The sequence below is a fragment of the Rheinheimera sp. UJ51 genome (genome assembly GCF_020819615.1).
In the GTDB taxonomy this organism is placed as follows: domain Bacteria; phylum Pseudomonadota; class Gammaproteobacteria; order Enterobacterales; family Alteromonadaceae; genus Alishewanella; species Alishewanella maricola.
Genome location: NZ_JAJHOG010000006.1, coordinates 182,777 through 209,217, shown reverse-complemented (window position 1 = coordinate 209,217; position 26,441 = coordinate 182,777). Strand labels below are relative to the sequence as shown.

The 26,441-nt window shown below is 46.1% G+C and carries 27 protein-coding genes and 1 riboswitch; of the genes, 13 read left to right on the top strand and 14 right to left on the bottom strand.

Annotated elements, in window-relative coordinates; all coding sequences use genetic code 11:
* Position 1: 1 nt before the first annotated feature.
* The 10 genes from LMJ53_RS10235 to dapA all read right to left on the bottom strand — a co-directional run bounded on the left by LMJ53_RS10235 (position 2) and on the right by dapA (position 10,560).
* The gene (locus LMJ53_RS10235) at positions 2 to 433 is read right to left on the bottom strand and encodes a nuclear transport factor 2 family protein (RefSeq protein ID WP_229585965.1); all 432 of its coding nucleotides are present in this window, start codon (positions 431 to 433) and stop codon (positions 2 to 4) included.
* On the bottom strand, positions 426 to 1,865 hold the full coding sequence (phrB, locus tag LMJ53_RS10230; protein ID WP_229585964.1) for a deoxyribodipyrimidine photo-lyase: 1,440 nt from the start codon (positions 1,863 to 1,865) through the stop codon (positions 426 to 428). Before phrB ends, LMJ53_RS10235 begins: the two co-directional genes overlap by 8 nt.
* A 266-nt stretch (positions 1,866 to 2,131) precedes the next feature.
* Entirely contained in the window at positions 2,132 to 2,428 is a 297-nt protein-coding gene (gene ihfA, locus LMJ53_RS10225; RefSeq protein ID WP_226751561.1) for an integration host factor subunit alpha, read from the bottom strand.
* Positions 2,429 to 2,430: 2 nt separating this feature from the next.
* Positions 2,431 to 4,818, bottom strand: coding sequence for a phenylalanine--tRNA ligase subunit beta (gene pheT / locus LMJ53_RS10220; RefSeq protein WP_229585963.1), 2,388 nt, complete (start codon positions 4,816 to 4,818; stop codon positions 2,431 to 2,433).
* 15 nt (positions 4,819 to 4,833) lie between these two features.
* A complete protein-coding gene (gene pheS, locus LMJ53_RS10215) occupies positions 4,834 to 5,814 on the bottom strand; it encodes a phenylalanine--tRNA ligase subunit alpha (protein WP_226751559.1) in 981 nt (326 codons plus the stop codon).
* 121 nt (positions 5,815 to 5,935) lie between these two features.
* A complete protein-coding gene (hda, locus tag LMJ53_RS10210; RefSeq protein ID WP_229585962.1) occupies positions 5,936 to 6,628 on the bottom strand; it encodes a DnaA regulatory inactivator Hda in 693 nt (230 codons plus the stop codon).
* The gene (locus LMJ53_RS10205) at positions 6,629 to 7,714 is read right to left on the bottom strand and encodes a DUF2066 domain-containing protein (RefSeq protein ID WP_229585961.1); all 1,086 of its coding nucleotides are present in this window, start codon (positions 7,712 to 7,714) and stop codon (positions 6,629 to 6,631) included.
* A gap of 84 nt (positions 7,715 to 7,798) precedes the next feature.
* Positions 7,799 to 8,515, bottom strand: coding sequence for a phosphoribosylaminoimidazolesuccinocarboxamide synthase (gene purC, locus LMJ53_RS10200; protein ID WP_229585960.1), 717 nt, complete (start codon positions 8,513 to 8,515; stop codon positions 7,799 to 7,801).
* An 84-nt stretch (positions 8,516 to 8,599) separates the two neighbouring features.
* A complete protein-coding gene (gene bamC / locus LMJ53_RS10195) occupies positions 8,600 to 9,667 on the bottom strand; it encodes an outer membrane protein assembly factor BamC (protein WP_229585959.1) in 1,068 nt (355 codons plus the stop codon).
* Between the two features lie 5 nt (positions 9,668 to 9,672).
* Positions 9,673 to 10,560, bottom strand: coding sequence for a 4-hydroxy-tetrahydrodipicolinate synthase (dapA, locus tag LMJ53_RS10190; RefSeq protein ID WP_229585958.1), 888 nt, complete (start codon positions 10,558 to 10,560; stop codon positions 9,673 to 9,675).
* A 188-nt stretch (positions 10,561 to 10,748) separates the two neighbouring features.
* Here dapA and LMJ53_RS10185 point away from each other — a divergent pair, with 188 nt between their 5' ends.
* From LMJ53_RS10185 to LMJ53_RS10170, 4 genes are all read left to right on the top strand, one after another.
* Positions 10,749 to 11,270 (top strand): glycine cleavage system protein R, encoded by a 522-nt coding sequence (locus LMJ53_RS10185; RefSeq protein WP_229585957.1) that lies wholly within the window; start codon positions 10,749 to 10,751, stop codon positions 11,268 to 11,270.
* Between the two features lie 9 nt (positions 11,271 to 11,279).
* Positions 11,280 to 11,747 carry a thioredoxin-dependent thiol peroxidase gene (gene bcp / locus LMJ53_RS10180; protein ID WP_229585956.1) on the top strand — a complete coding sequence of 156 codons (468 nt, stop codon included), beginning with the start codon at positions 11,280 to 11,282 and terminating at the stop codon, positions 11,745 to 11,747.
* Positions 11,748 to 11,859: 112 nt separating this feature from the next.
* Positions 11,860 to 12,975 (top strand): PQQ-dependent sugar dehydrogenase, encoded by a 1,116-nt coding sequence (locus LMJ53_RS10175; protein WP_229585955.1) that lies wholly within the window; start codon positions 11,860 to 11,862, stop codon positions 12,973 to 12,975.
* A 2-nt stretch (positions 12,976 to 12,977) separates the two neighbouring features.
* Positions 12,978 to 15,002 (top strand): TonB-dependent receptor family protein, encoded by a 2,025-nt coding sequence (locus tag LMJ53_RS10170; protein WP_229585954.1) that lies wholly within the window; start codon positions 12,978 to 12,980, stop codon positions 15,000 to 15,002.
* Positions 15,003 to 15,004: 2 nt separating this feature from the next.
* On the opposite strand, the gene LMJ53_RS10165 is transcribed toward LMJ53_RS10170, so the two are convergent.
* Positions 15,005 to 16,075 (bottom strand): AI-2E family transporter, encoded by a 1,071-nt coding sequence (locus tag LMJ53_RS10165; protein ID WP_229585953.1) that lies wholly within the window; start codon positions 16,073 to 16,075, stop codon positions 15,005 to 15,007.
* Positions 16,076 to 16,393: 318 nt separating this feature from the next.
* Between LMJ53_RS10165 and LMJ53_RS10160 the strand changes: the two genes are divergently transcribed.
* The 5 genes from LMJ53_RS10160 (at position 16,394) to LMJ53_RS10140 (ending at position 19,862) form a co-directional block, all read left to right on the top strand.
* The gene (locus LMJ53_RS10160; RefSeq protein WP_229585952.1) at positions 16,394 to 17,770 is read left to right on the top strand and encodes a M48 family metalloprotease; all 1,377 of its coding nucleotides are present in this window, start codon (positions 16,394 to 16,396) and stop codon (positions 17,768 to 17,770) included.
* A gap of 19 nt (positions 17,771 to 17,789) precedes the next feature.
* Positions 17,790 to 18,134 (top strand): arsenate reductase (glutaredoxin), encoded by a 345-nt coding sequence (gene arsC, locus LMJ53_RS10155; protein WP_229585951.1) that lies wholly within the window; start codon positions 17,790 to 17,792, stop codon positions 18,132 to 18,134.
* Positions 18,131 to 18,715 carry an NAD(P)H:quinone oxidoreductase gene (wrbA, locus tag LMJ53_RS10150; RefSeq protein ID WP_229585950.1) on the top strand — a complete coding sequence of 195 codons (585 nt, stop codon included), beginning with the start codon at positions 18,131 to 18,133 and terminating at the stop codon, positions 18,713 to 18,715. The genes arsC and wrbA overlap by 4 nt, the downstream gene beginning before the upstream one ends.
* The gene (locus LMJ53_RS10145; RefSeq protein WP_226751545.1) at positions 18,715 to 19,170 is read left to right on the top strand and encodes a DUF2069 domain-containing protein; all 456 of its coding nucleotides are present in this window, start codon (positions 18,715 to 18,717) and stop codon (positions 19,168 to 19,170) included. The genes wrbA and LMJ53_RS10145 overlap by 1 nt, the downstream gene beginning before the upstream one ends.
* A gap of 113 nt (positions 19,171 to 19,283) precedes the next feature.
* Entirely contained in the window at positions 19,284 to 19,862 is a 579-nt protein-coding gene (locus LMJ53_RS10140; protein ID WP_229585949.1) for an LON peptidase substrate-binding domain-containing protein, read from the top strand.
* Positions 19,863 to 19,876: 14 nt separating this feature from the next.
* Here LMJ53_RS10140 and queE read toward each other — a convergent pair whose 3' ends face one another.
* Positions 19,877 to 20,542: a 7-carboxy-7-deazaguanine synthase QueE gene (gene queE / locus LMJ53_RS10135; RefSeq protein ID WP_324295602.1), complete on the bottom strand. Its 666-nt coding sequence runs from the start codon at positions 20,540 to 20,542 to the stop codon at positions 19,877 to 19,879.
* A 113-nt stretch (positions 20,543 to 20,655) separates the two neighbouring features.
* Here queE and queC point away from each other — a divergent pair, with 113 nt between their 5' ends.
* Together queC and LMJ53_RS10125 are read left to right on the top strand one after the other, a co-directional pair.
* A complete protein-coding gene (queC, locus tag LMJ53_RS10130; RefSeq protein ID WP_229585948.1) occupies positions 20,656 to 21,312 on the top strand; it encodes a 7-cyano-7-deazaguanine synthase QueC in 657 nt (218 codons plus the stop codon).
* Positions 21,313 to 21,361: 49 nt separating this feature from the next.
* Positions 21,362 to 21,787 carry a hypothetical protein gene (locus LMJ53_RS10125; RefSeq protein ID WP_229585947.1) on the top strand — a complete coding sequence of 142 codons (426 nt, stop codon included), beginning with the start codon at positions 21,362 to 21,364 and terminating at the stop codon, positions 21,785 to 21,787.
* A 139-nt stretch (positions 21,788 to 21,926) separates the two neighbouring features.
* Here the strand turns inward: LMJ53_RS10125 and lysC are convergent, their stop codons facing one another.
* Together lysC and LMJ53_RS10115 are read right to left on the bottom strand one after the other, a co-directional pair.
* Entirely contained in the window at positions 21,927 to 23,276 is a 1,350-nt protein-coding gene (gene lysC, locus LMJ53_RS10120; protein ID WP_229585946.1) for a lysine-sensitive aspartokinase 3, read from the bottom strand.
* Between the two features lie 92 nt (positions 23,277 to 23,368).
* A riboswitch (Lysine riboswitch) is annotated at positions 23,369 to 23,541 on the bottom strand.
* Positions 23,542 to 23,659: 118 nt separating this feature from the next.
* Complete coding sequence (locus LMJ53_RS10115) at positions 23,660 to 23,929, bottom strand: DUF3081 family protein (RefSeq protein ID WP_229585945.1); 270 nt, start codon at positions 23,927 to 23,929, stop codon at positions 23,660 to 23,662.
* A gap of 76 nt (positions 23,930 to 24,005) precedes the next feature.
* Between LMJ53_RS10115 and LMJ53_RS10110 the strand changes: the two genes are divergently transcribed.
* Both LMJ53_RS10110 and LMJ53_RS10105 read left to right on the top strand, forming a co-directional pair.
* On the top strand, positions 24,006 to 24,602 hold the full coding sequence (locus tag LMJ53_RS10110; protein ID WP_229585944.1) for a hypothetical protein: 597 nt from the start codon (positions 24,006 to 24,008) through the stop codon (positions 24,600 to 24,602).
* Between the two features lie 89 nt (positions 24,603 to 24,691).
* Complete coding sequence (locus tag LMJ53_RS10105; protein WP_229585943.1) at positions 24,692 to 26,395, top strand: M28 family metallopeptidase; 1,704 nt, start codon at positions 24,692 to 24,694, stop codon at positions 26,393 to 26,395.
* Positions 26,396 to 26,441: the final 46 nt, after the last annotated feature.

Genomic DNA, 26,441 nt, shown 5'->3' with positions numbered 1-26,441 from the left:
GTTAACCCGCAGCCATTTTACGTTTAACTTGGCTGGTTAACCAACCTAATACTGGGATCTGCTGATAAACCATTTCGGTCATATCATAATAATCACGATGATAGATAATTTGCTCACCTTGCCACCGTAATTCTGAACAGCCCTTAACACTAATTTCTTTACCCTTAGCAATGGCAGGATGGCTGTACGACATCACCCAACTTAAAAAACCGACATCACCCGTACAAGCTCCGGATACCGGCGCAAAGCGCGCATAGTTCAACCGTTGATAACCATGATTCAAGTAAACTTGTAACGCAGTTGCGCCTTGAATTTGTTGCACCGGATCAATAAAACAGACGTCTTTATGATAGAGCGCTGTTGGTGCAATAGTATGTTGCCCTGAGATCTGATTAAAATAATCTAAAAAGGCCTGTAGGCGCGGTTCAAGCATGCTGGTTCTCCTGATTTTTTACTGCTGAAAACAGCGCTAAGGTAATTTTTCGAACTTGATCATGTGCAACCACAGGAGCAGCATAACCTTTAGGCGTAATCGGTTTATGCGGCCAATGAATGTCTTTAGCCGATTTAGCCGCCAATTCAGGAATAAACTTACGGATAAAGTCACCATTGGCATCAAAACGCTGGCTTTGTGTTACTGGATTAAAAATACGGAAGTACGGTGCCGCGTCTGTACCGGTTGATGCGGCCCACTGCCAGCCGCCGTTGTTCGCCGCAAAATCGCCATCAATGAGCTTCGACATAAAGTATTGCTCGCCCCAGCGCCAATCTATATGCAAATCTTTAACTAAAAAACTGGCCGTGATCATACGTAAACGATTATGCATCCAGCCCGTTTGATTTAATTGCCGCATGGCGGCATCCACAATCGGATAACCGGTTTTACCCTGACACCACGCTTCAAATAAGGCCGCGTTATTCGGCCATTGAATGAGATCGGTTTCCGCTTGAAACGCTTTATGCTTAATTAGTTTTGGAAAGGCCAGCATGATGTGTTTGTAAAAATCACGCCAAATCAGTTCAGATAACCAGACTGCAGCACCACTTTTCTCTTGCCAAATTGATGCTCCGGCTTCTAATTGCAAGCGAGCGACGCATTGTTGTGCTGACAGCACGCCAATCGCCAAGTAAGGTGAAACCTGTGACGTGCCATCCACGGCAGGTAGGTCACGTTGCAAAGTGTAATCTTGCACCTTTTGCTGACAAAATAGGCGCATCTGCTGCAGCACTTCTGCCTCTGCCACTGGCCACGCCGCTGAACTGTTATCCCCCTCTTGCATCACAGTAAACGTTGGTAAGTCAGTAAAGATTCGCGCTTGTGGCTTTGGCTTAGCCAAGCAATGCACACCTTGATCGGCATATTTTGCTAACCAATTACGTTTGAACGGTGTAAATACTTTATAGACATCCCCCTGCTGGGTTAACACTGAGCCGGGGGGCATAATGCAAAGCCTGTCGAACCAATGACAATCAATCTGCTGCTGTTGTAACAGTGCGCTAACCTGCTCATCGCGCTGCTGCTCACGCACTTCGTACTCACGCTGTGCATACAAAGCCACCAGCCCTTTAGGAATAAAGGCAGCAATCGTCTCAGCGCAGCCAGCATAGTCGGCACCTTCCACCATCACTAACGGAATATTTAAATCTGCCAGCTCGCTCTCTAATGCTTTGACACGACGGCGCAACAAATCTTGACGCATAGCGGCCATATGATGTTGTTGCCAGCTTTTAGCGGTAGCAATAAACACAGCGATAACCACACCATTGTCTGCCGCCGCCGCGTTAGCAGCCGCATGCAATGCTTCGTTGTCATGACAACGTAAATCATGTCGAAACCAGACTAAATGGACAGAGGGTGTTTTCATGAGGCTTTGTATCCAAATTAGACGTGTTTGCACGTCAAAATAATTCCAGCAATCAATTTACCATAATTGCCTAAACACGATTATTTAAGGATCCTACCAGTAGAAAGCACGGCAGCACTGATCCTGACGTTACTGCTGTCAGCATTTTGCTCAGTAGTGAACACTCTTCTTTACAGTTGACCTATTCATTCGGATCAACCCTTTAAAAAAAATCAAAAAAAAACGGCAGTTACTTGGTAACTGCCGTTTTCGGATTTACTGTCTATCTAACCTTTACTGGTACCGCTTTCTACCCGTGATTTCAGTTTCTGGCCTGGCCGAAACGTGACTACACAGCGAGCAGAAATGGGAATATCTTCGCCCGTTTTTGGATTTCGGCCTGGTCGCTCGTTTTTAGTGCGCAAATCAAAATTACCAAAACCCGATAACTTAACCTGCTCACCAGACTCTAGCGCAGCACGGATCTCTTCAAAAAAAGCTTCCACTATTAGTTTGGCATCTCGTTTACTTACGCCAAACTTGGTAAACAAACGTTCTGCTAAATCAGCTTTGGTAAGCGCCATCTTTATTCCCTCAACGTTGCGTCGAAATCATTTTTAAGCACGCTAACCACTTGATTTATAACTTCTTGGATAGCTTTATCCTCAAGCGTACGCGCTTTATCCTGTAAGGTCAGAGCAATCGCTAATGACTTAAATCCTTCCGCAACGCCCTGACCGGTGTATACGTCAAATAATTTTAGGTCAACTAACTGATTTACGCCAACTTTTTTAATACTAGCAACAATATCAGCAAAATGCACATCTGATCTAACAACAACCGCTAAATCTCGGCGATTTGCCGGGTATTTTGATAAATCTTGCGCTTGCACTATTTGACGAAGGCCTAAAGCGGCAACGTCAAGCTCAAACAAGAAAGCTTTACCTTTAATGCCTAACTTACGTTCAGCTTCGGGATGCAAAGCACCTAAATAGCCCACTACCTCGCCATCAACATACACTGCGGCAGTTTGCCCAGGGTGCAGTGCACTGTGCTCTGCCGCAGCAAAATGTACACGAGCGGGCGCTGACAATAAGGCCAACAAGGCTTCGACATCACCTTTCACATCGTAAAAATCAGCCGGACGCTCTGCGATTGTCCAGTGTTCATTGGCATAAGAACCCACGACCACACCACCGATCACCGGTACTTGACGTACACCGTTTTCAGCAGCAGCATCAGGAATAAATTTTAAGCCATATTCAAATAACCGTAACCGATTATGCTGACGATTTTGATTGTATTGCACCGCTTGTAATAAGCCTGGCCAGCTATTTAAACGCATGGCCGACATATCTGCCGAAATCGGATTCGGTAACACTAAAACGCTTTGCTCGCCAAATAACGCCTGTTGCACTTTGGGATCAACAAAGCTGTAAGTAATTGCTTCTTGATAACCACGATCCACCAACACCTGACGCATTTGCGACACACTTAAACTGGCTTCATTAAAACGGCGCATTTTTAAGGCTGCGATGGGCGCTTGGTTTGGGATATTGTTATAGCCATATACCCGGGCCACTTCTTCAATCAAATCTTCGGCGATACTGATATCAAAACGGTAACCTGGCACCGTGACTTGCCAACCTTCTGCGGTATCTGTGACACCTAAGCCTAGGCGCTGAAAAATATCAGTCACTTCGCTGCGTGCGATATCATGACCGACAATGCGTTTTAACTTTTGCTCAGTCAACACGATAGGAGCTTTTACCGGTAAACAGTCTGCAGCAACCGCTTCGGTGATCGGGCCGGCTTCACCGCCAACTATTTGCAACAACAACGCGGTGGCACGTTCCATGGCGGTACGTTGTAATTCAGGATCAACACCGCGCTCATAACGATGCGAGGCATCCGTGTGTAAACCATACTGACGCGCTTTACCGGCAATGGCTAAAGGGGCAAAAAAGGCACTTTCTAGGAAAATATCCGTCGTGCTTTTTGTAACACCACTGTCTAAACCACCAAAAATACCTGCCATCGCTAACGCTTTATCCGCATCGGCAATTAATAAGGTATTAGCCTGCAAAGTCACTTCTTCGCCATCTAATAACACCAGTTTTTCGCCGGCTGTGGCCATTCGCACTTGAATATCACCGTTGATTTTTGCTAAATCAAAGGCATGCATTGGATGCCCCAGCTCTAATAAAACATAATTGGTAACATCAACGATGGCATCGATACTACGAACACCACAGCGCCGTAATTTTTCAGTTAGCCATAATGGGCTGGCCGCTTGCACATTAACGTTGCGAATGACACGACCTAAATAGCGTGGGCAGGCACTAGGGGCTTTAAGGTTGATGGCTTTTTGTTCATCGATGGTCGCAGCGACTGGCGTAAACACAGGCTGGCAAACCTCAAGTTTATTTAACGCGGCCACTTCACGCGCTAAGCCTTTAATCCCTAAACAGTCAGCACGGTTTGGCGTTAAATCAACTTCGATAGTCACATCGTCTAAAGCTAAATATTGACGAAGATCAGTGCCCACTGGCGCATCTGTTGGTAATTCCATAATACCGTCAGAGTCATCTGCCATGCCTAATTCTGAGAATGAACACAACATACCGTGTGAAGGCTGTCCACGCAGTTTGGCTTTTTTAATTTGAAAATTACCCGGTAATACCGCACCCACGGTAGCTACCGCAACTTTTAGCCCTAAACGGCAATTCTTTGCGCCACAAACAATGTCTAATAACTCCGCAGAGCCAATAGACACTTTGGTCATTTGCAATTTATCGGCATCAGGATGTTGCTCACAAGCCACGACTTCACCGACTACTACGCCACTAAACTCACCGGCCACCGCTGCAATACCATCGACTTCTAAACCGGCCATGGATAATTGTTCAGATAAAGCTTGAGTATCCAGCTTAGGGCTAACCCATTCACGTAACCAGGATTCGCTAAATTTCATCTTGTTCTACTCCGCTTATCTGAACTGCTTTAAGAAGCGCACATCATTTTCAAAGAATGAGCGTAAATCGGTTACGCCGTAACGCAACATCGTTAAACGCTCAACGCCCATACCAAAGGCAAAGCCACTGTACACGTCAGGATCGATGCCGACAGAGCGCAGCACATTCGGATGCACCATGCCACAACCGAGTACTTCTAACCATTTTCCGTTTTTACCCATCACATCCACTTCAGCGGAAGGTTCTGTAAATGGGAAGAACGACGGTCTAAAGCGAACCTGTAAGTCTTCTTCAAAAAAGTTTTGCAAGAAGTCATGCAAAATGCCTTTTAGCTCAGCAAAGTTGACATTTTTATCGACCATTAAGCCTTCAACTTGATGAAACATTGGCGTGTGTGTTTGATCATAATCATTACGATACACCCGACCTGGCGAAATAATGCGCAGTGGCGGTTGTTCTTTTTCCATAGTGCGAATTTGCACGCCCGAGGTTTGCGTGCGCAACATCAGCTTAGGATTGAAATAAAAGGTGTCATGATCTGCTCTGGCAGGATGGTGCTCAGGAATATTCAGCGCATCAAAGTTATGAAAGTCGTCTTCGATTTCTGGGCCGTGCTTGGTTTCAAAACCTAACTCAGCAAAAAAACTTTCGATCCGCGCAATAGTGCGACTGACCGGGTGTAAGCCACCGCTTTCAATAGCGCGGCCGGGTAAGGTGACATCAATTCGCTCTTGTGCCAACTTAGCGGCCAGTTGCGCTTGTTGTAACAGATCACGTTTTTGATTTAGCGCGTCTTGCACTTGCTGCTTTAATTCGTTTATTTGTTGACCAGCGATTTTACGCTGCTCTGGGTCCATCGCCCCTAAGGATTTCAGCAGATCGGTAATACTGCCTTTTTTACCCATAAAGGTTACGCGAACCTCTTCTAAAGCAGGAATATCGCTCGCGGTTGCTACCGCAGCCAGAGCCTCATTTAATATCGCTGTCAGGTTCATTGTTGTCCTCAACGTCACCAGGATTGCCTAGATTCAAAGCCGCCAATAATACACCAGAAATGGCTAGCACGCAGTTTTAGCAGCATTTTTTTTCGTTTAGAAGCAGATTTTTCTGATTATTTTAGGCTTGTTGCAGAATTTCACGGATGAATGGGATAGTGAGTTTGCGCTGATGCACAATAGAGGCTTTATCAAGTCGATCTAAAATAGCCACCAGCGAGCGGATATCACGATTATGGTGGTTTAATAAATAACGCGCCGCCTCAGCAGGTAGTTCAATGCCCTTGAGCCGCGCTTTTTGCTGTAATAAGCCTTGCTTGTCGTCATCACTTAACAAACGTAATTGAAAACTGGTGCAGGCATGCAAGCGTGACACTAAATCCGGTAAGGTGATCCCCAGCTGTTGTGGTGCTTGATTAGCTACAATAATCAGTGCTTTACCTTGCTCAACCAGACGATTATATAAATCAAACACCGCCACCTGCCAGTTGAGATCGCCCGCCACCGCCTGAATATTGTCTAAACAAACCAGATCGAGTTGTTCAAGGTTATCTAAGATCCGCGGAGTTAATTGCTCACAATCTTGCAACGCCACTAACTGGCTGGTGCGGCCTTGCTCATGCGCCTGCACGCAGGCAGCATATAATAAATGCGATTTACCGCTACCACTGGCACCGAATAAATACACCGGTGCTTGCCCACTAGGATCAGCTAAATACTGCTTTAAAAAGCTCACTGCCGCACTATGTTCGGCGGCATAAAAACTGTCTAAGGTTTCATCTTCAGGCAAAGTAACAGCTAAAGTCAGTTGCATTTAACGCCTAACAAATTGAAATACCGCTAAAACATCCGATGGATTAGGATCCGTTTGCAGCATCGGTACCCCAGGATAAGCACCGAAAGAAGGTTCAAGGGTATCGATTTTTTGAATAGTCGGTTCAAACTGCAAGCTTTGCAATAATTGCTCGGTACTCATTTGGATAGTCAGCTGAAAACGGGTAAATTGCGCGCTTTGTTGCACGATCTGAACTTTGCTGACCCCCAGTAAACTCGCAAGGTTACGCTCAACACTGACCACCTCGGCCAAACTTTGCATACCACCGACTTGCAGTACCACATGTTGCTCTGCTGCAGGGTTAAGTAAAATAGCGAATTGTTGCGCCAGTTCTTGACCTAAGCTAGCCGCATACTGCTGCATTAATTCTGTTTCACTGACCGCTTGATATTCATTTCGTAATACGCGCCCTTCTTGCTGGCGCAACGCGGTTAAACGCCAAGGTAATTCGGGGTTATCGTTTGTGGTTTCCAGTAATAACACCACCACTTCATCTGCTTGATAGCGTGCGCTGGCGGCATCAATTTGTTGCCAAAACCCGGCCCACACATCAGTTTCAGTTAACAACATTAAGTCGTCGATATCATACAAGGGTAAAGTAAAAGGTAAGGCTTGTTGCTGCAAAGCGCTGCTTAAGCTCGTTAACCAGACACTATCAGCGCGGCGCACAAAATTACGTTGCAACTGTTGTTGTTCAACAATCCAAAATAAAATTTCAGGTCTTTGACCACCCCATACTGGAATTTGGTAAGTTTTAAGTAATTGTTGAATACGTTGGCTGTCTAAGACAACACGAACCTTATTGCCTTGCTCGGTTCGGATCGCTTCAAACTGCTTAACGTAGCTTGCGGCATTGGCTAATTCACTACGCAGCTCGGCTTGTTGCATAATGTCTGGACGACCAGTCACACGCATTAACACTTGCTGTAAGGCTTCACGTTGCCATTGCTGTTGCGTTTGCTCTGCACTGACTTCAGCCTGATACAAAGGCGGGCGCTCTGCGCTACACAGTACATTGCTAAACAACAATATTAATGCTAACCCCAGCCATTTAGCCAAGACCATGCTCTCTCCTTTGCGCTGCTTACCAGATTACGCCTTATTATAACAAAGCCACCCGCAGGTGGCTTCACTCAAACAAGCAAACGATTAGCCTAAATGAACACCTAAACGATTGGCCACTTCTTCATAAGCTTCTACCACGCCACCTAAACCTTGACGGAAGCGATCTTTATCTAGTTTTTTACGGGTTGCTTTATCCCATAAACGGCAGCCATCCGGTGAGAATTCATCACCTAACACCACTTGGCCGTTAAAAACACCAAATTCTAATTTGAAGTCAACCAACAACATCCCAGCTGCGTCAAACAAGGCATTTAAAACTTCATTCGCTTTAAATGTCAGACGCTTCATTTCAGCTAATTGCTCAGCTGTTGCCCAGCCAAAAGACACCGCCAACGATTCATTCACCATCGGATCGTGTAACGCATCATTTTTTAAGAACAATTCAAAGGTTGCAGGCGTTAAAGCCATCCCTTCAGCAACACCAAGACGACGCACCAATGAGCCAGCAGCATAGTTACGAATAACGCACTCTACTGGGATCATGTCTAACTTTTTCACCAGCACTTCATCATCGCTGAGCAATTTCTCAACTTGCGTTGGAATACCTGCTTCTTGCAACTTTTGCATGATGAAAAAGTTAAATTTGTTGTTGATCATGCCTTTACGATCAAGCTGTTCAATACGCTCACCATCAAAAGCAGAGGTATCATTACGAAAGTGTAACACGAGCAGCGTATTATCTGTGGTGTTATACACTGTTTTGGCTTTTCCACGGTACAGCTCAGTTGTCTTTTGGACCATTTTAAACTCCGATCGGCAGGCACTAAAATCAGGCGCAAAGTATAAAGGGCTTTGGCCTGATCGCAAATGACTTTTTACCGCAGATTATAACTCAGCACCAGCTGCACGGATGGCGGTGACCATCGGCTCGTAAATACTGTTCACAATATCAGCAGATAATGGCTCACCTGTTTTGTCTAACCAAGCAATCGCAGTATGGTTATTGGCTAAACGTGATAACACAATCCGGTAATCGCCATTTTCTATTGGCAACTGTAAAGGGGCATCACGCAACGTAATGGTGCGCCAAAAACCCCGTTCGGGTTTGGTGTAATTCAAATAATAGGTATAAACAGAACGGTCAAAATCTGTTACCGATAAATTTAAATCATTAAATAATAACTCTAACTGTGACCACGTCACATCTAACGGCTGTTCAGTGATTAAAGCGGCATTGCCGGCTTTGTCGATACCGGGAGCCAAAGAGACTTCGGCCACTTGTGCACGTAACTCACGCGCCTTGGCGACCTCGGTTACAGCCACTTGATTAATCACTCGGTTAAGTAAATTCACTTCGTTGGCTTTAATTTGTACCGCATTGAGCTGTTCACCTGGCACAAAATACTGATGCTCTAACAAGGTCACCGTCATACTTAAACTGCGACCATGCGGCCGAGGTGCTAACTCAATTTGAAAACGGACTTGATCCACGGCATCTTCAGATTTCCAAAACAGAAAGCCGGAAGTCTCAGAGCGCTTGATCCAACCCGTTTCATACCGTAAGCCGGCATCGTCAGTTTGCTTTAATTCAATGGCTTGCTGTTGAAAAAACGCCTGCAATTGCTCAGTCACAAAAGGCGTTAACTCACCGGTTAAATCATTCCGTTCGAACCATACCCGAGCAAGTTTTTCTTCTTCCTCTAGGCGACTGCTGGTTGCAGTGGCAAGAACTAAGGTAGGAGAACGCTTACTGATTTGTTCTTTTGAGGCGGTTTTCACCGGCTGATTGGCTGGAATATCATAGATTGCTGGCTGATTGGGTGTGGCCATACCTGCGGGGATCTGCAGGTTAACTTTCTTCAGCTCAGTGCTTTCTGTTGGTGTTTTGTCAAAAACTGAACAGCCACTTACTAAGACGCTGACAGCGATAATACCATTTGCCCACTTTTGCACCTAAACTACTCCTGCTCTAAAATTCCGGCTTGTTGTAATGCCTGTTCGATTCGTTTTTCATGAATTGGTTCCAACTGGGTTAACGGTAAGCGCAAAAAATCAGACTTGATTAAGCCCATGCGCTTTAATGCCCACTTTGTTGGAATTGGATTGGATTCGATAAATAAATCTTGATGAAGCGCTTGAAGCTTTGCATCAATGGCTAAGGCTGCGGCATTTTGCTCGGCAAAAGCAGCCTGACACACTTGGCTCATGGCCGCGGGAACGACATTAGCCGACACCGAGATGACACCATGCCCCCCCGCCAACATAAACTGTGCAAAGCTCGCATCGTCGCCACTTAACAGTAAAAAATCAGCAGGACATAGCGCTTTAAGCTCGGCTAGACGAGCCAGTGAACCGGTCGCTTCTTTTATACCGACAATATTGTTGACTTTCGCTAAAGCCGCTACCGTTTCCGGTAGTAAATCAACGCCCGTTCTGCCTGGCACGTTATATAAAATGATCGGCTTGTCTGTTGCCGCCGCTACCGCAGTAAAATGCGCCAGCATGCCCTTTTGCATTGGCTTATTGTAAAACGGTGTCACCGTTAGGTAGCCATCGATGGGCAGATCAGCAAAGAATTGCGTTTTAGCAATGGTTTCACTGGTCGACATTGCACCATTACCCGCAATGACCGGGATCTTCCCCGCCACTTGCTCGCATACCTTAGCCATCACTGCATGTTGTTCTGCCATGGTTAAGGTAGCGGCTTCTGCTGTAGTGCCCATAATCACCAGACCGGCACTACCTTGCGCCAAGTGAAAAGCCACTAATTGCGCTAAGCTCTCAAAATCAACCTGACCCTCATCGGTCATCGGCGTCACCAGGGCAACGATACTACCTTTGAACATGCTACTGTGGCTCCACATTTTGTATTAAGGGCGCCTATGTTAAAGACAGCAGCCAGTAAACACAAGCAAGCTTTCACCCTGATTGCTGATGCGTAAGGGCAGATGACATTCATTTGCAATATGCTAAACTGCGCGCCGTATCATGCAGGCAAAAAAACTGCTGTTTTTAGACCTTTATAGGAAGTGCTATGCCTCTTCAACTTGTGGTTACCGCGATAGGCCCGGATCGCACCGGCATCGTCAGTAAGCTAGCCCGCTTGGTGACCGAATGTAATTGCAACATCATTGATAGCCGTATGGCTATTTTCGGCAGTGAATTCACCTTTATTATGCTGCTCTCTGGCGATTTACCGGCCATCAGCCGTATTGAACACCTGTTACCGGCTCTAGGGTTAGAACTTGATCTAACTACGATGAGTAAACGTACTAGTGGCCAATCGCAAACCCAGGTTGTGTCGCATTATGTCTTGGACTATGCGGGCCCAGACAAAGTCGGTACGCTTGGTGCTATTACGGGATTGTTAGCCAGTCACAATATTTACATTGGCTCTTTGCAATCGGCTACCAGCCCCAGCGCAAACGGCGTAATGATGCATACGCAAATGACGCTGGAGTTAGCGGAAGGGATTGATGCTGAACACATTTCTGTAGAACTCTTTGCCTTGATGCAACAACTCGGCTTACAAGGTACTTTTCAAGCACAACAATAAGGAAACGCTATGCAAACACTAACCGCCGGACAAATCGCCCCTGATTTTACGTTGCCCGATCAACAACAACAGCCCGTCAACCTTAGTGCTTTGCTTAAACAGCAGCGCGTACTTGTTTATTTTTACCCAAAAGCCATGACGCCAGGTTGCACTGTGCAGGCCTGTGCACTGCGTGACAGCATGGCTGAACTTGAACAGTTAGGCGTTAAAGTGGTGGGTATTAGCACTGACGCACCGGCACGCTTAGCCAAATTCGCTGAACGCGATCAATTGAATTTTACCTTGCTTGGCGATGAAGACCATCAGGTTGCAGAAGCTTTTGGCGTTTGGGGCTTGAAAAAATTCATGGGTAAAGAATACGAGGGTTTGCATCGTTTAAGCTTTCTTATCAATCAAGACGGTAGCATTGCAAAAGTCTTCGATAAATTTAAAACCAAAGATCACCACGAAGTCGTACTGAGCTACTTAAAAAGCTAGCATTCATCTTGCCAGACTCGCATTTTAGCCTGTCGTTATACTAAATAATGACAGAGCTGCTAGCATCATATTCAGTGATTACGCTTAGCTTTATCCTTATTTGGAGCACCCGATGAAAAAATTGATGACATTTTCTGCCTTGGCTTCGGCCCTTTTGTTAGCCTCACCTGTTGTGAATGCACAAACCTTACAAACAGAAAAATCAGTCTTGTCTGTTGAAAAAGTGGCCGAAGGCTTAGAGCACCCTTGGGGTTTGGCATTTTTACCCGATGGTCGGATGTTGGTCACAGAACGCGCTGGCAAGCTGCGTTTAGTTAATACAGACGGTAGCCTGAGCGCACCTTTACAGGGCTTACCTGACATCGTTATCAACGGTCAAGGGGGATTACTTGATGTGGTGTTACACCCTGATTTCGCAACGAATAAGCAATTCTATTTTAGTTTTAATCAGCCTGGCGAAAATGGCAGCAGTACGGCTGTCGCCCTAGCAACTTTGAGCGACACGGCGATCAGCGATTTAAACATCGTGTTTAGTGCTAATCCTAAATTTGAAAGCCGCCATCACTTTGGCGGGCGCTTAGTGATCAAAGAAAATAACTACTTATTTATTACATTGGGCGATCGAGGGCAGCGCCGTGATGATGCACAAACCTTAGATAACCATCACGGTAAAGTGATCCGTTTACATTTAGATGGTAGCGTACCCAACGATAACCCTTATGTGAAAGATGCTGCGGTATTAGATGATATTTGGTCTTATGGTCATCGTAATATTCAAGGTGCAGCTCTGCATCCCGTTACGGGTGAATTGTGGACGCATGAGCACGGCCCACAAGGCGGTGATGAAATTAACGTAACGCGTGCCACACATAACTATGGCTGGCCGGTGATCACTTATGGTGAAGAATATGGCGGCGGCACTATTGGTCAAACCAAAAAAGCCGGCTTAGAGCAGCCAATGCATTATTGGGTGCCATCCATTGCACCTAGCGGCATGAGCTTCTACTTGTCTGACGCCATTCCTGGGTGGAAAGACAGCTTATTAGTTGGATCACTGAAATTTGGTCAACTCGTGCGCTTAGAACTCAACGGTGAAAAAGTCAGTCATGAAGAACGTATTATGATTGGCCAGCGGATCCGTGATGTCCGCCAAGGCCCTGATGGTGCAGTGTATCTGCTGACCGATCAAATTAATGGCCAAATTCTTCGATTAAAAGCTGCCAATTAAAAATGTCTATGCTTCCTCGATCTACACTAGCCGGTGGCCTTGTTGCCACCAGCTTGTTGCCCTACTCGGCATTCGCGGCTGAACCCACAGAAATTATTGTGGTTACAGCCAGTCAGCAACAACAATCTTGGCTCAGTACGCCTGCGAGTATCGACATTGCCAGGCGCAATGAACACGGTCTGTTAATCGATAGCGCGGAACTCCTGCAAGGGATCCCTGGCTTGCAAGTTGATAGTCGTGCCAATTTTGCGCAGGACACACGGCTCAGTTTACGTGGTTTTGGTAGCCGCAGCGCTTTTGGTATTCGTGGTATTTACTTACAACAAGACGGTATCCCCATCTCGGCACCCGATGGCCAAGGCCAACTCTCCAGCGTTTTACTCGATAACATTGCTTATGCCGAAGTATTACGTGGCCCGATGGCCGTATTGTATGGCAATGGCGCCGGTGGCGTGATTTCGTTATACACTAATGAGCAACAACCCAGTGGGGTTAGCAGTGATCTCGCGTTAAGTTCGATGCATCAGCAATACCAACTGCAAATTAGCCAACGCTCATTAAATAATAGTTGGCAGTTGGCCGCTAAACACTTTGAAACAGAGGGCTTTCGAGAGCGTTCCAGCGCGCGTAAGCAACAAATTCAATTTGGTTGGCAAAGCTTATTAACAGACGAGCTCACCCTACGTGTTCGCATTGACGGCTCGAATGATCCGCTGCTGCAAGATCCGCTGAGTTTATCTGCAGAGCAATGGCGAGAAGATCCTGAGCAAACAGCGGCTCAAGCCAGTTTGTTTGATACCACTAAAAGCACCCGACAACATCAAGCCAGCCTTGCCCTAGCACACAGTGGTAAGCATCCTTGGCAAGTTGCTATTTGGCAAGGTAATCGTGAAGTGGCGCAAAACTTAGCCTTCCCCGGCTCTGCCATCACCTCATCAGGCGGTGTTATCGCACTAGACCGCGATTTCCAAGGCGCTAATGCACAAAAGCAATGGCAGCTGCACCCTGAGCTGAGTACGCTGGTTGGCGCGGCCATTGCCAAAAGTGATGATGCTCGCCAAGGGTATGTCAATCAATTCGGACAGCGCGGTGACTTGCGACGCGACGAAACCAATCTCGCCGAAAACCGGGATCTTTACTGGCGTGTCAATTATCAACCGACCGATAAATTGAGCTTTAATGGGGGGTTACGCTACAGCGAACTGCACTATGCTATTCGCGATAATTTTATCCAAGGCGCCAATCCCGATGACAGTGGTGAGCGCAATTATTACCAACACGCTGGCGCCATCGGTATAAATTATCAGTTTGCCGCAAACTGGGCTTGGTTTATGAGTACGGGTCAAGGTTTTGAAGCCCCCACATTAAGCGAGCTTGCCTATAAAACTGAAGGCAGTGGCTTAAATTTAGGCTTACAAGCCAGTGAGAATCGACAGTGGGAAACAGGTATAAAGTACCAAGATGCTGCGAGCAGTATGAGCTTAAGTGTGTTCAGTATCCGCAGCAGCGATGAATTGTTGGTTGCCAGTAGCAATAACGGCCGCACCAGTTATCGTAATGCCGGTAATACGGCGCGAGATGGTATTGAGTTGGCAATGCGCACCGCGTTATCCGCGCATTTGCAACACGATTTTAGCTTAACCTTACTTGATGCGACCTTTGCATCAACAGCACTATCGGGAAATCGCTTACCCGGCGTAGCAAAAACAGATGCCTATTCGCAATTACGCTATCAACCCCGCTTAACGCTGCCGTTGTATTTAGAATGGATCAGCAGCTATCGTAGCAAAATTGCAACCGATGATGAGAATAGTGATTTTGCGCCAAGCGCCGTTACTTTTGATGCCGCTATCAGCACCGAGCAGGTGTTAGCACAGTGGCAAGTGCGTTATTGGCTAAAAGTGAACAACTTAACCGATCGGAAAAATGTGGGTGCGGTGGTGGTTAATCAAAGTAATGGCCGCGCTTTTGAACCCGCACCAGGTCGTTATGTTAGTGCGGGTGTGAACCTAAATTATCGCTGGTAATATTAATCTGCGGGGTCAGCGGGATGGACTCTCGTTGACCACGCTTTCGCTGTTGCTTTTACCAGTGAAGCTAATGGTATGGCGAAGAAAATCCCCCAGAAACCAAATAACCCTCCGAAAAACAATACCGCAATGATGATGTAAACGGGGTTTAAGTCGACCACTTCTGAAAATAACAGCGGCACCAATACATTGCCATCTAAGGCTTGAATAATGCCATACGCCAACAGTAAGTAACCAAATTCAGGTGTTAAACCCAACTGAAACAACCCCACTGTAGCTACGGGCAGCGTGACCACAGCCGCCCCGATGTAGGGGATGAGTACCGAGAAACCGACCAATAAGCCCAATAACATCGCATAATTTAACCCAAACAACGAAAATACCGCGTAACTCACCGTACCGACAATGACAATTTCTAGCACTTTGCCACGAATATAATTCATGATCTGCACGTTCATTTCATGCCAAACTTGAGTAATTAATTTGCGCTCATCGGGTAAAAACTGCACAAAGCCATTAGACAACTCGGTTTTATCTTTCAGCATAAAGAAAACCATGACCGGTACTAATACCAGATAAATCAGCAGCGCGACTAAATCCACAATAGATCCCAGTGATAACGACAACACAGTGCGACCAAACGTCATGACTCGCTCATCAACTGATTGCATCAGCAATAAAATCTGATCTTCGCCGACCATGCCGGGCAGCAGTTCAGGTAATTCGAGTAAGTAAGTGCGACCGAGCGCAATCATTTGTGGCAAATCGCGTAATAAGTTTCGGCCTTGATACCAAGCAATCGGGACCACCCACATCAACAGCAGGATCAAAATGCTCATAAAACCAAGCACTACTGCGCTAGTACTGATGGTTCGATTAAAACCACAGCGCGTTAGACGTGCAACGGGCCATTCTAATAAGTAGGCAAAGACAATGGCGACCAACACAGGCGCTAACATGCCACTGAGCCAATAAATGGCAAAAAAACCGGTCAGCAGCATCAAAAACAGCGTAACAACCTGCGGATCAGAGAATTTGTTTTTGTACCATTTTTGTAACCAGTCTAGCATGTGATGCCTCGCGTAAATTTAAACGATTTTGCAGTATACCAACATCAGCATAAAAGTAACGACTCACTGTTAGACAAGGTGCTGAATGTGGTAAATTAGTGCAGTATTGAGCCGTTAGCTTACTGATTGTATTAAAAAGCGACAAACAGTGACGCTTCGTTGAACTTAACTGAACTTACAGCGTTTAACAGAGCCAAACCAGCAGAAATGTAGCTTAATTTGCAGCATCAAACAGGTCAGTGATTTATGATACGCTTTGCAGTAAGAAAGACAATTTTGCTCTCTCTGCTCACATTAAGTTTGCAGACGCCATCCGCTATGGCTTTAAATACATTGCCCGATATTGGCGGCAACGCTTTTTCAACTTTAACGCCTGAAAAAGAAAAACAAATCGGTGATGTACTGATCCGACAAACCCGTGCTCGTTTACCCATGGTGTACGACCCTTTACTCGATGAGTACCTTAATGCACTGGGTAACCGTTTAGTCGCTCGCTCGAATGATGTGAAATTTCCTTTTAAATTTTATTGGGTCAATAACAAAGAGATTAATGCTTTTGCCTCTTTAGGCGGCAATATCGTTTCTCATACGGGTACTTTAGCGGTCTCTGAAAGTGAAAGTGAGTTTGCGTCGGTGATCGCCCATGAAGTTGCCCACGTGACACAACGACATATCGCCCGTTTTGTTGAAGCGCAAAACCAACGTTCGCCGCTGACCATTGCCAGTTTGTTGGGATCGATTATTTTAGCGACCATCAATCCAGAAGCTGGCATGGCTGCGATGGCCGCCTCGCAGGGCGCGGCACAGCAAAGTGCCATTAACTTTACCCGCAGTAATGAACAAGAAGCTGATCGTATAGGGATGACGATCTTAGCCGAAGCGGGTTTTGATCCCAATGCCGTACCGATATTTTTCAGCCGGTTAAGTCAACAAAGCCGGTTTGTTAATCAACAATTATCCTTTTTACAAACGCACCCTCTTTCGCAAGCTCGAGTCAGTGACACCCGTTTACGTGCGCAACAGTTCCCACAACGTTTTGTGCCGGATAGCCAAGATTTCACTTTAACTAAATCGCGTATTTTGGCCCGTTATCATTACAGCACCAAAGACGCGTTAATCATCTTCGAACGTATGCTAACCGAACCCGGTGGCAATACCCGTGCCAATCATTACGGTTTAGCCATTGCCAAGCTGGATAATAAAAACTACGAAGAAGCCCGTGTTCTTATAGAAGACTTGCTGAAGCAAGATCCGTACAACCTGTATTACCTTGATGTGTATACGGATATCTTGATAGCTGAAAAGAAATACGAACAAGCAAAAGAGTTTTTACAACAAGCCTATTTACTGCGGCCTAACAACCAAGTGGTAACGTTAAACTACGCTAACGTGGCCGTGAAATCAGCTAACTATGGTTTAGCCGTACATTTGCTACGTAACTTATTGTATTACAAAGACGATAATATCTTAGCTTATGATTTGTTGTCAGAAGCTTATAAAGCACAAGAAGACTTCGCCAAATATTATGAAACACGCTCAGATCTGTTTTATCAATTGGCTAATTATCCAAAAGCCATCGATGATTTGAATGAAGCGTTGAACAGTCTTAAACCCGATGCCCGTTTAGAAAACCGGCGAATTGAAGCCAAAAAACGTCAACTGCAAGCTGAATTTGAGCGCTTGCAACGCATGTAACTGACGATGAGGACCTATAATGATTATTTACCATAACCCACGTTGCTCAAAAAGCCGTGACGCCTTAGCGCTTCTGGCCGATAGCGGCCAACCCTATCAAGTTATTGAATACTTAAAAACGCCACTCAATTACTCAGCCATCGTTGATTTACTGGCGAAGTTACAATTACCTGCACGGCAGATTTTACGCAGTAAAGAGCCAGAGTATCAAAGTTTGAACTTGGCAGATCCGTCGCTCAGCGAGCAGCAGATTATCGAGGCCGTAGTCGCACATCCACGTTTAATGGAGCGCCCTATCGTCGTTAAAGGTGAGCAAGCGGCGATTGGCCGGCCGTTAGCTAATATTGAAGCGTTGTTAGCATGACTTGCAGTGTTTTAGTCCTCTATTACTCACGCCATGGCTCAGTCGCTGCTTTGGCTGAGAAAATCGCCAGCGGCATCCAACAAGCCGGTGCAGAAGCAAAAGTTCGCTGTATAGCTGGTTTTGATAAAAGCAGCGTGCCTAAACACCCCGTCGCTGAATTAGCAGAGTTACGAGAATGTGATGGTTTAGCCTTTGGTAGCCCTGTACGTTTTGGTAATATGGCTGCTGAAGCTAAAGCTTTTTGGGATTCAACCAGCAGTTGTTGGCTTAAAGGCGAATTAATTAACAAGGCCGCGGGGGTCTTTACGTCTTCAGGCAGTTTGCATGGGGGCAACGAAGCCAACCTACTCAGTATGATGTTACCCTTGCTACATCACGGTATGGTGTTAATGGGCGTGCCTTACAGCGAGCCTGAGTTGCATAAAACCCAGAGTGGCGGCACACCTTACGGCCCAAGCCATGTCAGTGGTTTAAACCATGATACCCAGTTATCGGTTGACGAACAGCGATTAGCCTTGGCGTTTGGAAAACGCCTAGGCCAACTTAGTATTGCATTGAAAAATAAAGGATTTACAAGTTAATGACGGCAACTTCTGCAGTGCCCATGTCTGCGCAAACCCAACGTTTTCTGTTATTGGGTAGGCTTGGCTATTGGGGCTTATGGCTTTTGATCCCGCTGTGGCATCTTTGGTTGGCCCCAGTGAGTTATGGTGAAGATCAAAATTTGCAACCCAGCACGCTTAGTACACTCCTTTTTTTGTGGCTACCGTTATGGTTACCGATGATAGGCATTATCAAAGCCAAAGCATATACCTTTGCTTGGGCTAATTTTATTGTCATGATCTATTTTTTACACAGTTTAACCAACTTATGGGTCAGCAGCGGCTTATATCAAGCCTTGTCTGCAGTAGAGTTAGTGTTATCTTGCGTCATGTTTTATGGCTGCACCTACTTTGCCCGCAATCGCGGCCAAGAACTCGGTTTAAAAATCCCCAAATTAAAAGATGATCCTGAGCGCAAAATCTCGGGTCGTTAATCCAGCAAAACTGCAATTTACCCTCGGTAGCTTGCAGTTTTTTTTATGCGAGCAATCTGCTTGCTCATTGAGTCCGTAATATTCACTATCTTGAATAAACATATGCAGTAGTTATGAGCGAGCAATTGGCACTATTTCCATTAAGCAGTTTTCTGTTACCCGGTGGCAGAATGAAATTGCGGGTATTTGAGCCACGCTATGTCCGGTTGGTCAAAGAATCACTAAGTGAAAAACGTGATTTTGCGATGGCCACATTAAATCCATTCGTCAGTCAACAACACCCTGATCGGATATTGCCACTGGTCTGTAAGGTGAAAATAGAAGATTTTGAAGCGTTGCCAGATGGTCTGTTAGGCATCACCTTACGTGGCGTAGGTCGTTATCATATCCGCCACCGTTGGCAAGAGAGTGATAACTTGCACATCGCCGAGGTAGAAGCACAAGCAGATTGGGCTGATACACTGCTGCCGGCAGCTCAGCATGGCTTTGCCCAATCCTTTGCTGAGCTTTTAGCCGAATACCCGCTGTTAGCGGAGTTATACCCAGAGCCTAAACTGGATGATGGCGCTTGGCTGGCCGGGCGCTGGTTAGAATTACTGCCAATGCAACCGGCACTTAAGGTGAGCTTAGCACAAAGTGATCCTGCCTACTGCTTAGAACAACTTGAATGCTGGTTCGAACATAACGCCTAAGCCTTTAGGGCATTTTACTCAATACCCAAGTATTTATGCACTTGCACACTCAAGCGCCAGTTATGCTGAATACAGCTGGCGATGGCAAGTTCAGTGGCGCGCTTTTGCTGGCTAATCGGTTGTAAATACACTAACTTATTTAAAATTTGATGCTCGGTTAATAACGTCACTAGCTCATCAACGTGTTTTTGCATGGCCACCGGGTGTTTAATTTCATCAGCGCGTTGCAAAGCGCTAGCTAAAACTTTATAGCCCCCCGCCATATTCAATTTTGGTGATACCGTCACCCAACAATCAGCAGGGGCTTTTATTTCAAATGTGCCGCTGGTTTCAATTTGGCTACTGTAACCTTGCTCGCTTAACGCTTGGCATAATGGAACGAGATCATACATGCAGGGTTCACCACCGGTAATCACCACATGCCGGGCTTGATAACCACGCTCGGCAAACAGTGCTAACAAGGCTTGCGGTGTGACATCTGCCCAAAATTCACTATCGGCTTGTTTCGCACTGACCTGAGCTAAATCGACTTGTTGTTCCAGATTGATGGCCCAAGTGTGCTTGGTATCACACCAAGCACAGCCCACAGGACAGCCTTGCAACCGTACGAAAATCGCTGGCATACCGGTAAAACTACCTTCGCCCTGAATGGTTTGAAAAACTTCGTTAACCTTATACACCCGCTTTGTTAATCCTCTTAATCAAAGTAACCGACGCAATTAGTGCGCCCTAGCCGCTTTTGCACTATACTACGCGGCCAAATTTTCCGGCATTATACTAGAGAGAGGCGCGAATGACGCAAAAAGTTGTGGTTATTTATTCTGGCGGTATGGACTCCTTCACGGTGCTGCACAATGCCATTCATGCCGGTCATCAGGTCTATGCGCTGTCTTTTAATTACGGCCAACGCCACGTTAAAGAGCTAAAATGCGCGGAGCAAGTTTGCCAGGAATTAAATATCGACCATAAAATTGTTGATATTACCGCGATTAACCAATTGATCAGCGGCTCTTCACTGACCAGTGACATCGATGTGCCTGAAGGCCATTATGCTGCCGATACCATGAAATCGACCATAGTGCCCAACCGCAATATGATTTTATTGTCGCTTGCGGTCGGTTATGCCGACTCACTGGGCGCGCGCGCGGTATATTATGGTGCACATTCAGGTGATCACTTTATCTACCCAGATTGCCGACCTGAATTTGTTGAAAAAATGAATGATGTTTGTCAGATCGCTAATTATCAACCCGTCGACATTGTCAGCCCGTATTTATATCAGACGAAAATTGAGATTTTACGTGATGGCTTAGCAATGGGCTTGGATTACAGCAAAACCTGGACATGCTACAACGGCCGTGAACATGCTTGTGGTAAATGCGGTTCTTGTCAGGAGCGTTTAGAAGCCTTTGCACTTAATCACACCACCGATCCGTTGCCATATGAATAACGGCGGTGCCTGTTTAACCCTGTCTTTTGCTAAATAGGAGCGAAGCGGTATGCAGATAGACACTCAGATCACTAAACTGAGTCGACTGCCCTACACTGCCGGTGCAGAATTAGCCCAGTGTAGCTATACAGGATTAAAAACACTGATCATTGATGGTGATGAAGACGATTTTGATGCCATAGCAGAACGGCATCAGCAGACGATTACGCTGCGTTGTAGTTTGTGGGAGGCCAAACGGCTGAGCGATGACGACACCCAAGCGAACCCATCGTTACAAGCCATTGTCGCCAGCTTGCCGCAAGTTAAGGTTAGTGGCGTCGTACAGCAGATCCTTAGTGATGAGCAGCTATTACTGCGTCTTGCTGATAGCGCTGAACCTTTGCCGGTTTGGCTCAACGATACGCAGCAGCTGTGCGTTGGCCAACCCCTCAATTGCTATGGTGAACTGCACGCCAGTGTGCTGGCTTATCGTTAACAGCTGCGCTCAGTGGCTAACACCAGCATCACACTAAAACGAGCCCGTCAGCCACAAAAAAACCGGTTAGGCTTAAGTAGGTTATCTTAAGTTAAAACCGGTTTTTTTTACGCTAGCTCAGTGGCGAAATGAGGCCGTGCTAACTGCTAAACAAGCTTTGATGCAGTTGCTTGACGACAGCGGGGCCATCCTGATCTTGGATTAAGAAACACAGATTATGCTTTGAAGCGCCGTGACAAATCAGCCGCATATTAATACGCTCAAGCGCATGGAATAACGCGCCCGCTACCCCTTTACTGCTATGTAAATGGTTACCAATCACCGCCACTAAACTTAAACCTTGCTCAACGGTGACTTCACAAAAGGTTTTAAGCTCATCTAACGCGGGTTCAACGCTATTAGAAAAAGCACTAGTCATGCCGCCTTCATCCAGCGTTAGCGCCACACTGATCTCGGATGTTGTGACCAAATCGACCGAGATCTGATGACGGCTAAGCGTATCAAACACCCGTGTTAAAAAACCCGCGGCATGCAACATGGCAGGGCTTTTTACTGTGATCAAGGTTTGTGATTTACGCAAAGCGATAGCACGATAAGGTGGCCGCTCTTGCACGGTCTTCGCAATCCAAGTTCCACCGGCAGCCGGTTCACGGCTTGAACCGACAAACACCGCGATATTTTGCCGCATTGCCGGCAACAAGGTGGCAGGATGTAACACTTTAGCACCGAAAGTGGCCATTTCTGCCGCTTCGTCAAAACTGATTTCGCGGATACAACGCGCATCACTGGTTAAACGCGGATCGGTGGTGAAGATACCCACAACGTCGGTCCATATTTGTACCGTTGCCGCTTGGATCGCTTCAGCTAATAAGGCGGCACTGTAATCGGAACCGCCACGGCCTAAGGTTGTGGTTTGTTCAAAATCATCTGCGCCAATAAAGCCTTGGGTAACAACACGATAATCGGCTAACAACGGTGTTAAATGCACTTGAGCAAGCTCAGCGATCATTGCTAATTGCGGCTCAGCTTTGCCAAAGCGACTGTCGGTACGCATAACACGGCGAATATCAAAACACAGCGAGGCCGCACCACGCTCAACTAATACTTGTGCAAACAGCACAGAACTTAAACGCTCACCAAAGGATTGGATCAGATCTTTATGTGCGCTGCTGTATACCGCACCGCCATTTTCAATCATCGCTCTAAGTTCAGCCAACAACAACTCAATAGGCTCGGCTACGGCTTGCGGTTGCTGTAAGCGATTTAACACATTTAAAGTAATGCGCTCAATGCCAGCAAAGGCATCGTGACGGGAAGTGACATCAGTGGTTTTGGTAATATCCACTAACAAGTTGGTTACGCCAGAGCTTGCGCTAACCACTACCACACGGATATTGTCATCTGCCAGAATGATATCGGCACAACGAGACATAGCATCGAAGTCAGCGACACTGGTGCCACCAAATTTGGCAATAATAAATTTAGACACTGGGGTCTCTCCTTAACAAATTAGATAAGCAGAGCATGGCATTTGCTAGCAGGCAAAACGAGAATAGAAACAGACCGTTGCTGAAAGTAACAAAGGCCAGAAGCTCTCCACCGATTACAGGTGACAGTCCTAAGGATTCAGCCTTAGCGACCGAGTAAGTAATGTCTATCTCGTTACTCACTCTCGGCGCTAAACCCCCTCAACTATGCTACGAGTGATAGTGCTCTGACATAGAATACCTGGCTAGCGCGCCTCTTCTGGTCTATCGAATACGATTGACGGCGCTGACTTTACCAAGATTTCTGCAGACTTGCAATAGCCTTTTAGCCATCTAGATGTAAGAATGCAATTATTTTCTTGAACCGTCAAGCGCCAATGAAAAATTAATAATGTGTTTGAATATGTTTTAACCGTTCTAGAAAACGTTCCATGGTTTTTTCTTCAGCGGCATCGGCATGCCATTTATTATGAAAACCCAAGGTGAGTTGCACTTGCCCATCGGTAAAGTAGACTTCATAACCATCAAAACCTTGGCTTACAGTTATGCCTTCTAATTCAAAGCCCGCCCCCTGCTCAGTGTTCACGGCTTGACCTGATTTTTCAATTTTACTGTACAAATTCAGTAAGAACTTGCCATCAATTTCGTTTTGCATAATGACTCCAGTTTGTTCGGTTTGAACCAGTTACGCTTTATCGGTATAGTTCGATTGTCTTAAAAGGAGAAAAATAATGAAAATAGCCTTTGTTGCTGCCAGTTTACTCAGCATCTTTGCAGCTCACGCCAACATTGTCCAACCCGCACCGCTCGTCTCTATTGCCACGCATGATAGTTTTTTTAATCAATTAAAAGCACTGTGCGGAAAAGCCTTTGCCGGTAAAACTGTCGTTGATACACCCGCTGCACCGGGTTTTGAAGGTGCATTAATTATGCACGTACGCCGCTGCACCGATACGGAATTACAAATACCGTTTCATGTCGGTGACAATCATTCGCGTACTTGGATTATCACTAAAACCGGTTCAGGACTCTCTTTAAAACACGATCACCGCCATAAAGATGGTTCGCATGACGAGCAAACCATGTATGGGGGCCATACTGTTGATGCCGGTTGGCCGAACGTTCAGTCGTTTCCTGCCGATCAATACTCTAAAGAGTTATTTGCCGCCAATGGCTCTGCACAATCCATTGGCAATACCTGGCAAATGTATGTCTATCCAGAACAATTTACTTATCGGCTAGTGCGCGAAGGCCGCGAATTTCGGGTCGACTTTGATTTGACTCAACCGGTGTCTTTACCGCCTGTACCTTGGGGTTATGCCGATTAACCGCCCTAATTTCGCGACGGCAGCACTAGGCAAGTGTGTCGTCGACTCATACACTAAGAATATAGCCTAACACATCCAAGGAAGTTCTAATGAAAGATACTGTTAAACCTGCTATCTGGTTAAGTTTAGCCTCTGCACTATTCCTCAGTGCTTGCGATAAACCTGCCAAAGCCCCTAGTAATGCGGCGGCTACGGCAACCACCGAAGCCCCTGCGTTAGTCGATACCGACTTTAACCCTAAACTCGCTGAATACATCAAAACCCTGTCTTCAGATGAATTTCAAGGGCGCGCTCCGGCCACTAAAGGCGAAGAGCTTACCGTTGCTTACATTGAAGATAATTTTCGCCGTATCGGTTTAAAAGGCATTGATGGCGACAGCTATAAACAACCGGTATCTTTGGTGCAAATTGATCCGAAAAATGTCACGGCAATGACACTTACGGGCGGTGGCGATGCGGTGCCTGATAGCCTAGCTTATCGCGATGACATGATTGCTTGGACCACCCAAGTTGTTGAAAAAGTTAATGTCGCAGAAAGCGAAATGGTGTTTGTCGGCTACGGTATTGTTGCACCAGAATATAATTGGAACGACTACGAAGGCTTAGATGTTAAAGGCAAAACCGTCGTGATGTTTGTTAACGACCCCGGTTATGCGACTCAAGATCCTGAATTGTTTAACGGTAATGCCATGACTTATTACGGTCGTTGGACTTACAAATATGAAGAAGCGGCGCGTCAAGGCGCGGCAATGGTCCTGATCATTCACGAAACCGCACCTGCTAGCTATGGTTGGGGCGTGGTTGCGCATGGCTCGCCGATTAAATTTGATTTAATCAAAGAAAACAAAAACAGTGATCGTGCACAAGTGGAAGGTTGGATCACCGCAGAAACCGCTGAAAAGCTGTTTAGCAATATTGATCAAAATATTGAAAGCATGCGTGCACAGGCTTTATCAGGTGATTTCAAACCGGTGCCATTAAATGTGAAAGCGTCGGTTTCCATCGATAACAACTTACGCGAGCTTAACTCAAGTAATGTGGTCGGTTACATTGAAGGTAGCAAATACCCCGATGAATACGTACTTTACATGGCGCATTGGGACCACCTTGGCATGGACTTCTCCAACCCAACCAATAAAGTCTTCAATGGTGCGCAAGATAATGCCAGCGGCACCGGTGCTGTTATTGCCTTAGCGGAATACTTTAAACAACACGCCCAGCCAGAGCGCTCGGTGGTATTTGTGTTAGTGACGGCGGAAGAGCGTGGCTTACTTGGCTCTGCTTGGTATGCTGCAAATCCAGTATTCCCATTAGAGAAAACAGTTGCAGCCATCAATATGGATGTGATGAACGTTTATGGCCCAATGAAAGACATGGTCGTTGTTGGACTAGGTAACACCGACTTAGAAGAAATATTGGTAAAACACACCAAAGCACAAAATCGATATGCCGTAAAAGAGCCGAATCCAGAAGCCGGTATCGCTTACCGTTCAGACCATTTTAGTTTGTCGAAAAAAGGGGTACCGATCCTGTATGCCAAAGGCGGTAATGACCACTATCAAAACGGCTCAGAATGGGGTGCGGCTCAACGTGCAGAATACAACAGCTGTTGTTATCACAAAGTAGGCGATGAATGGGACGACAGTTGGGACTTACGTGGTGCGCAGCAAGATCTGTTTTTGTACTATCGCGTCGGTAACGAGTTAGCGAATAGTCGACTGTGGCCAAACTGGTATCAAGGTAACGAGTTCCGCGCTATTCGTGATGCTTCAGCGGCACAACGCCAAGAATAATTTTTCTTAATTTAATCAGTTACATTAAAAAGCAGCTTCGGCTGCT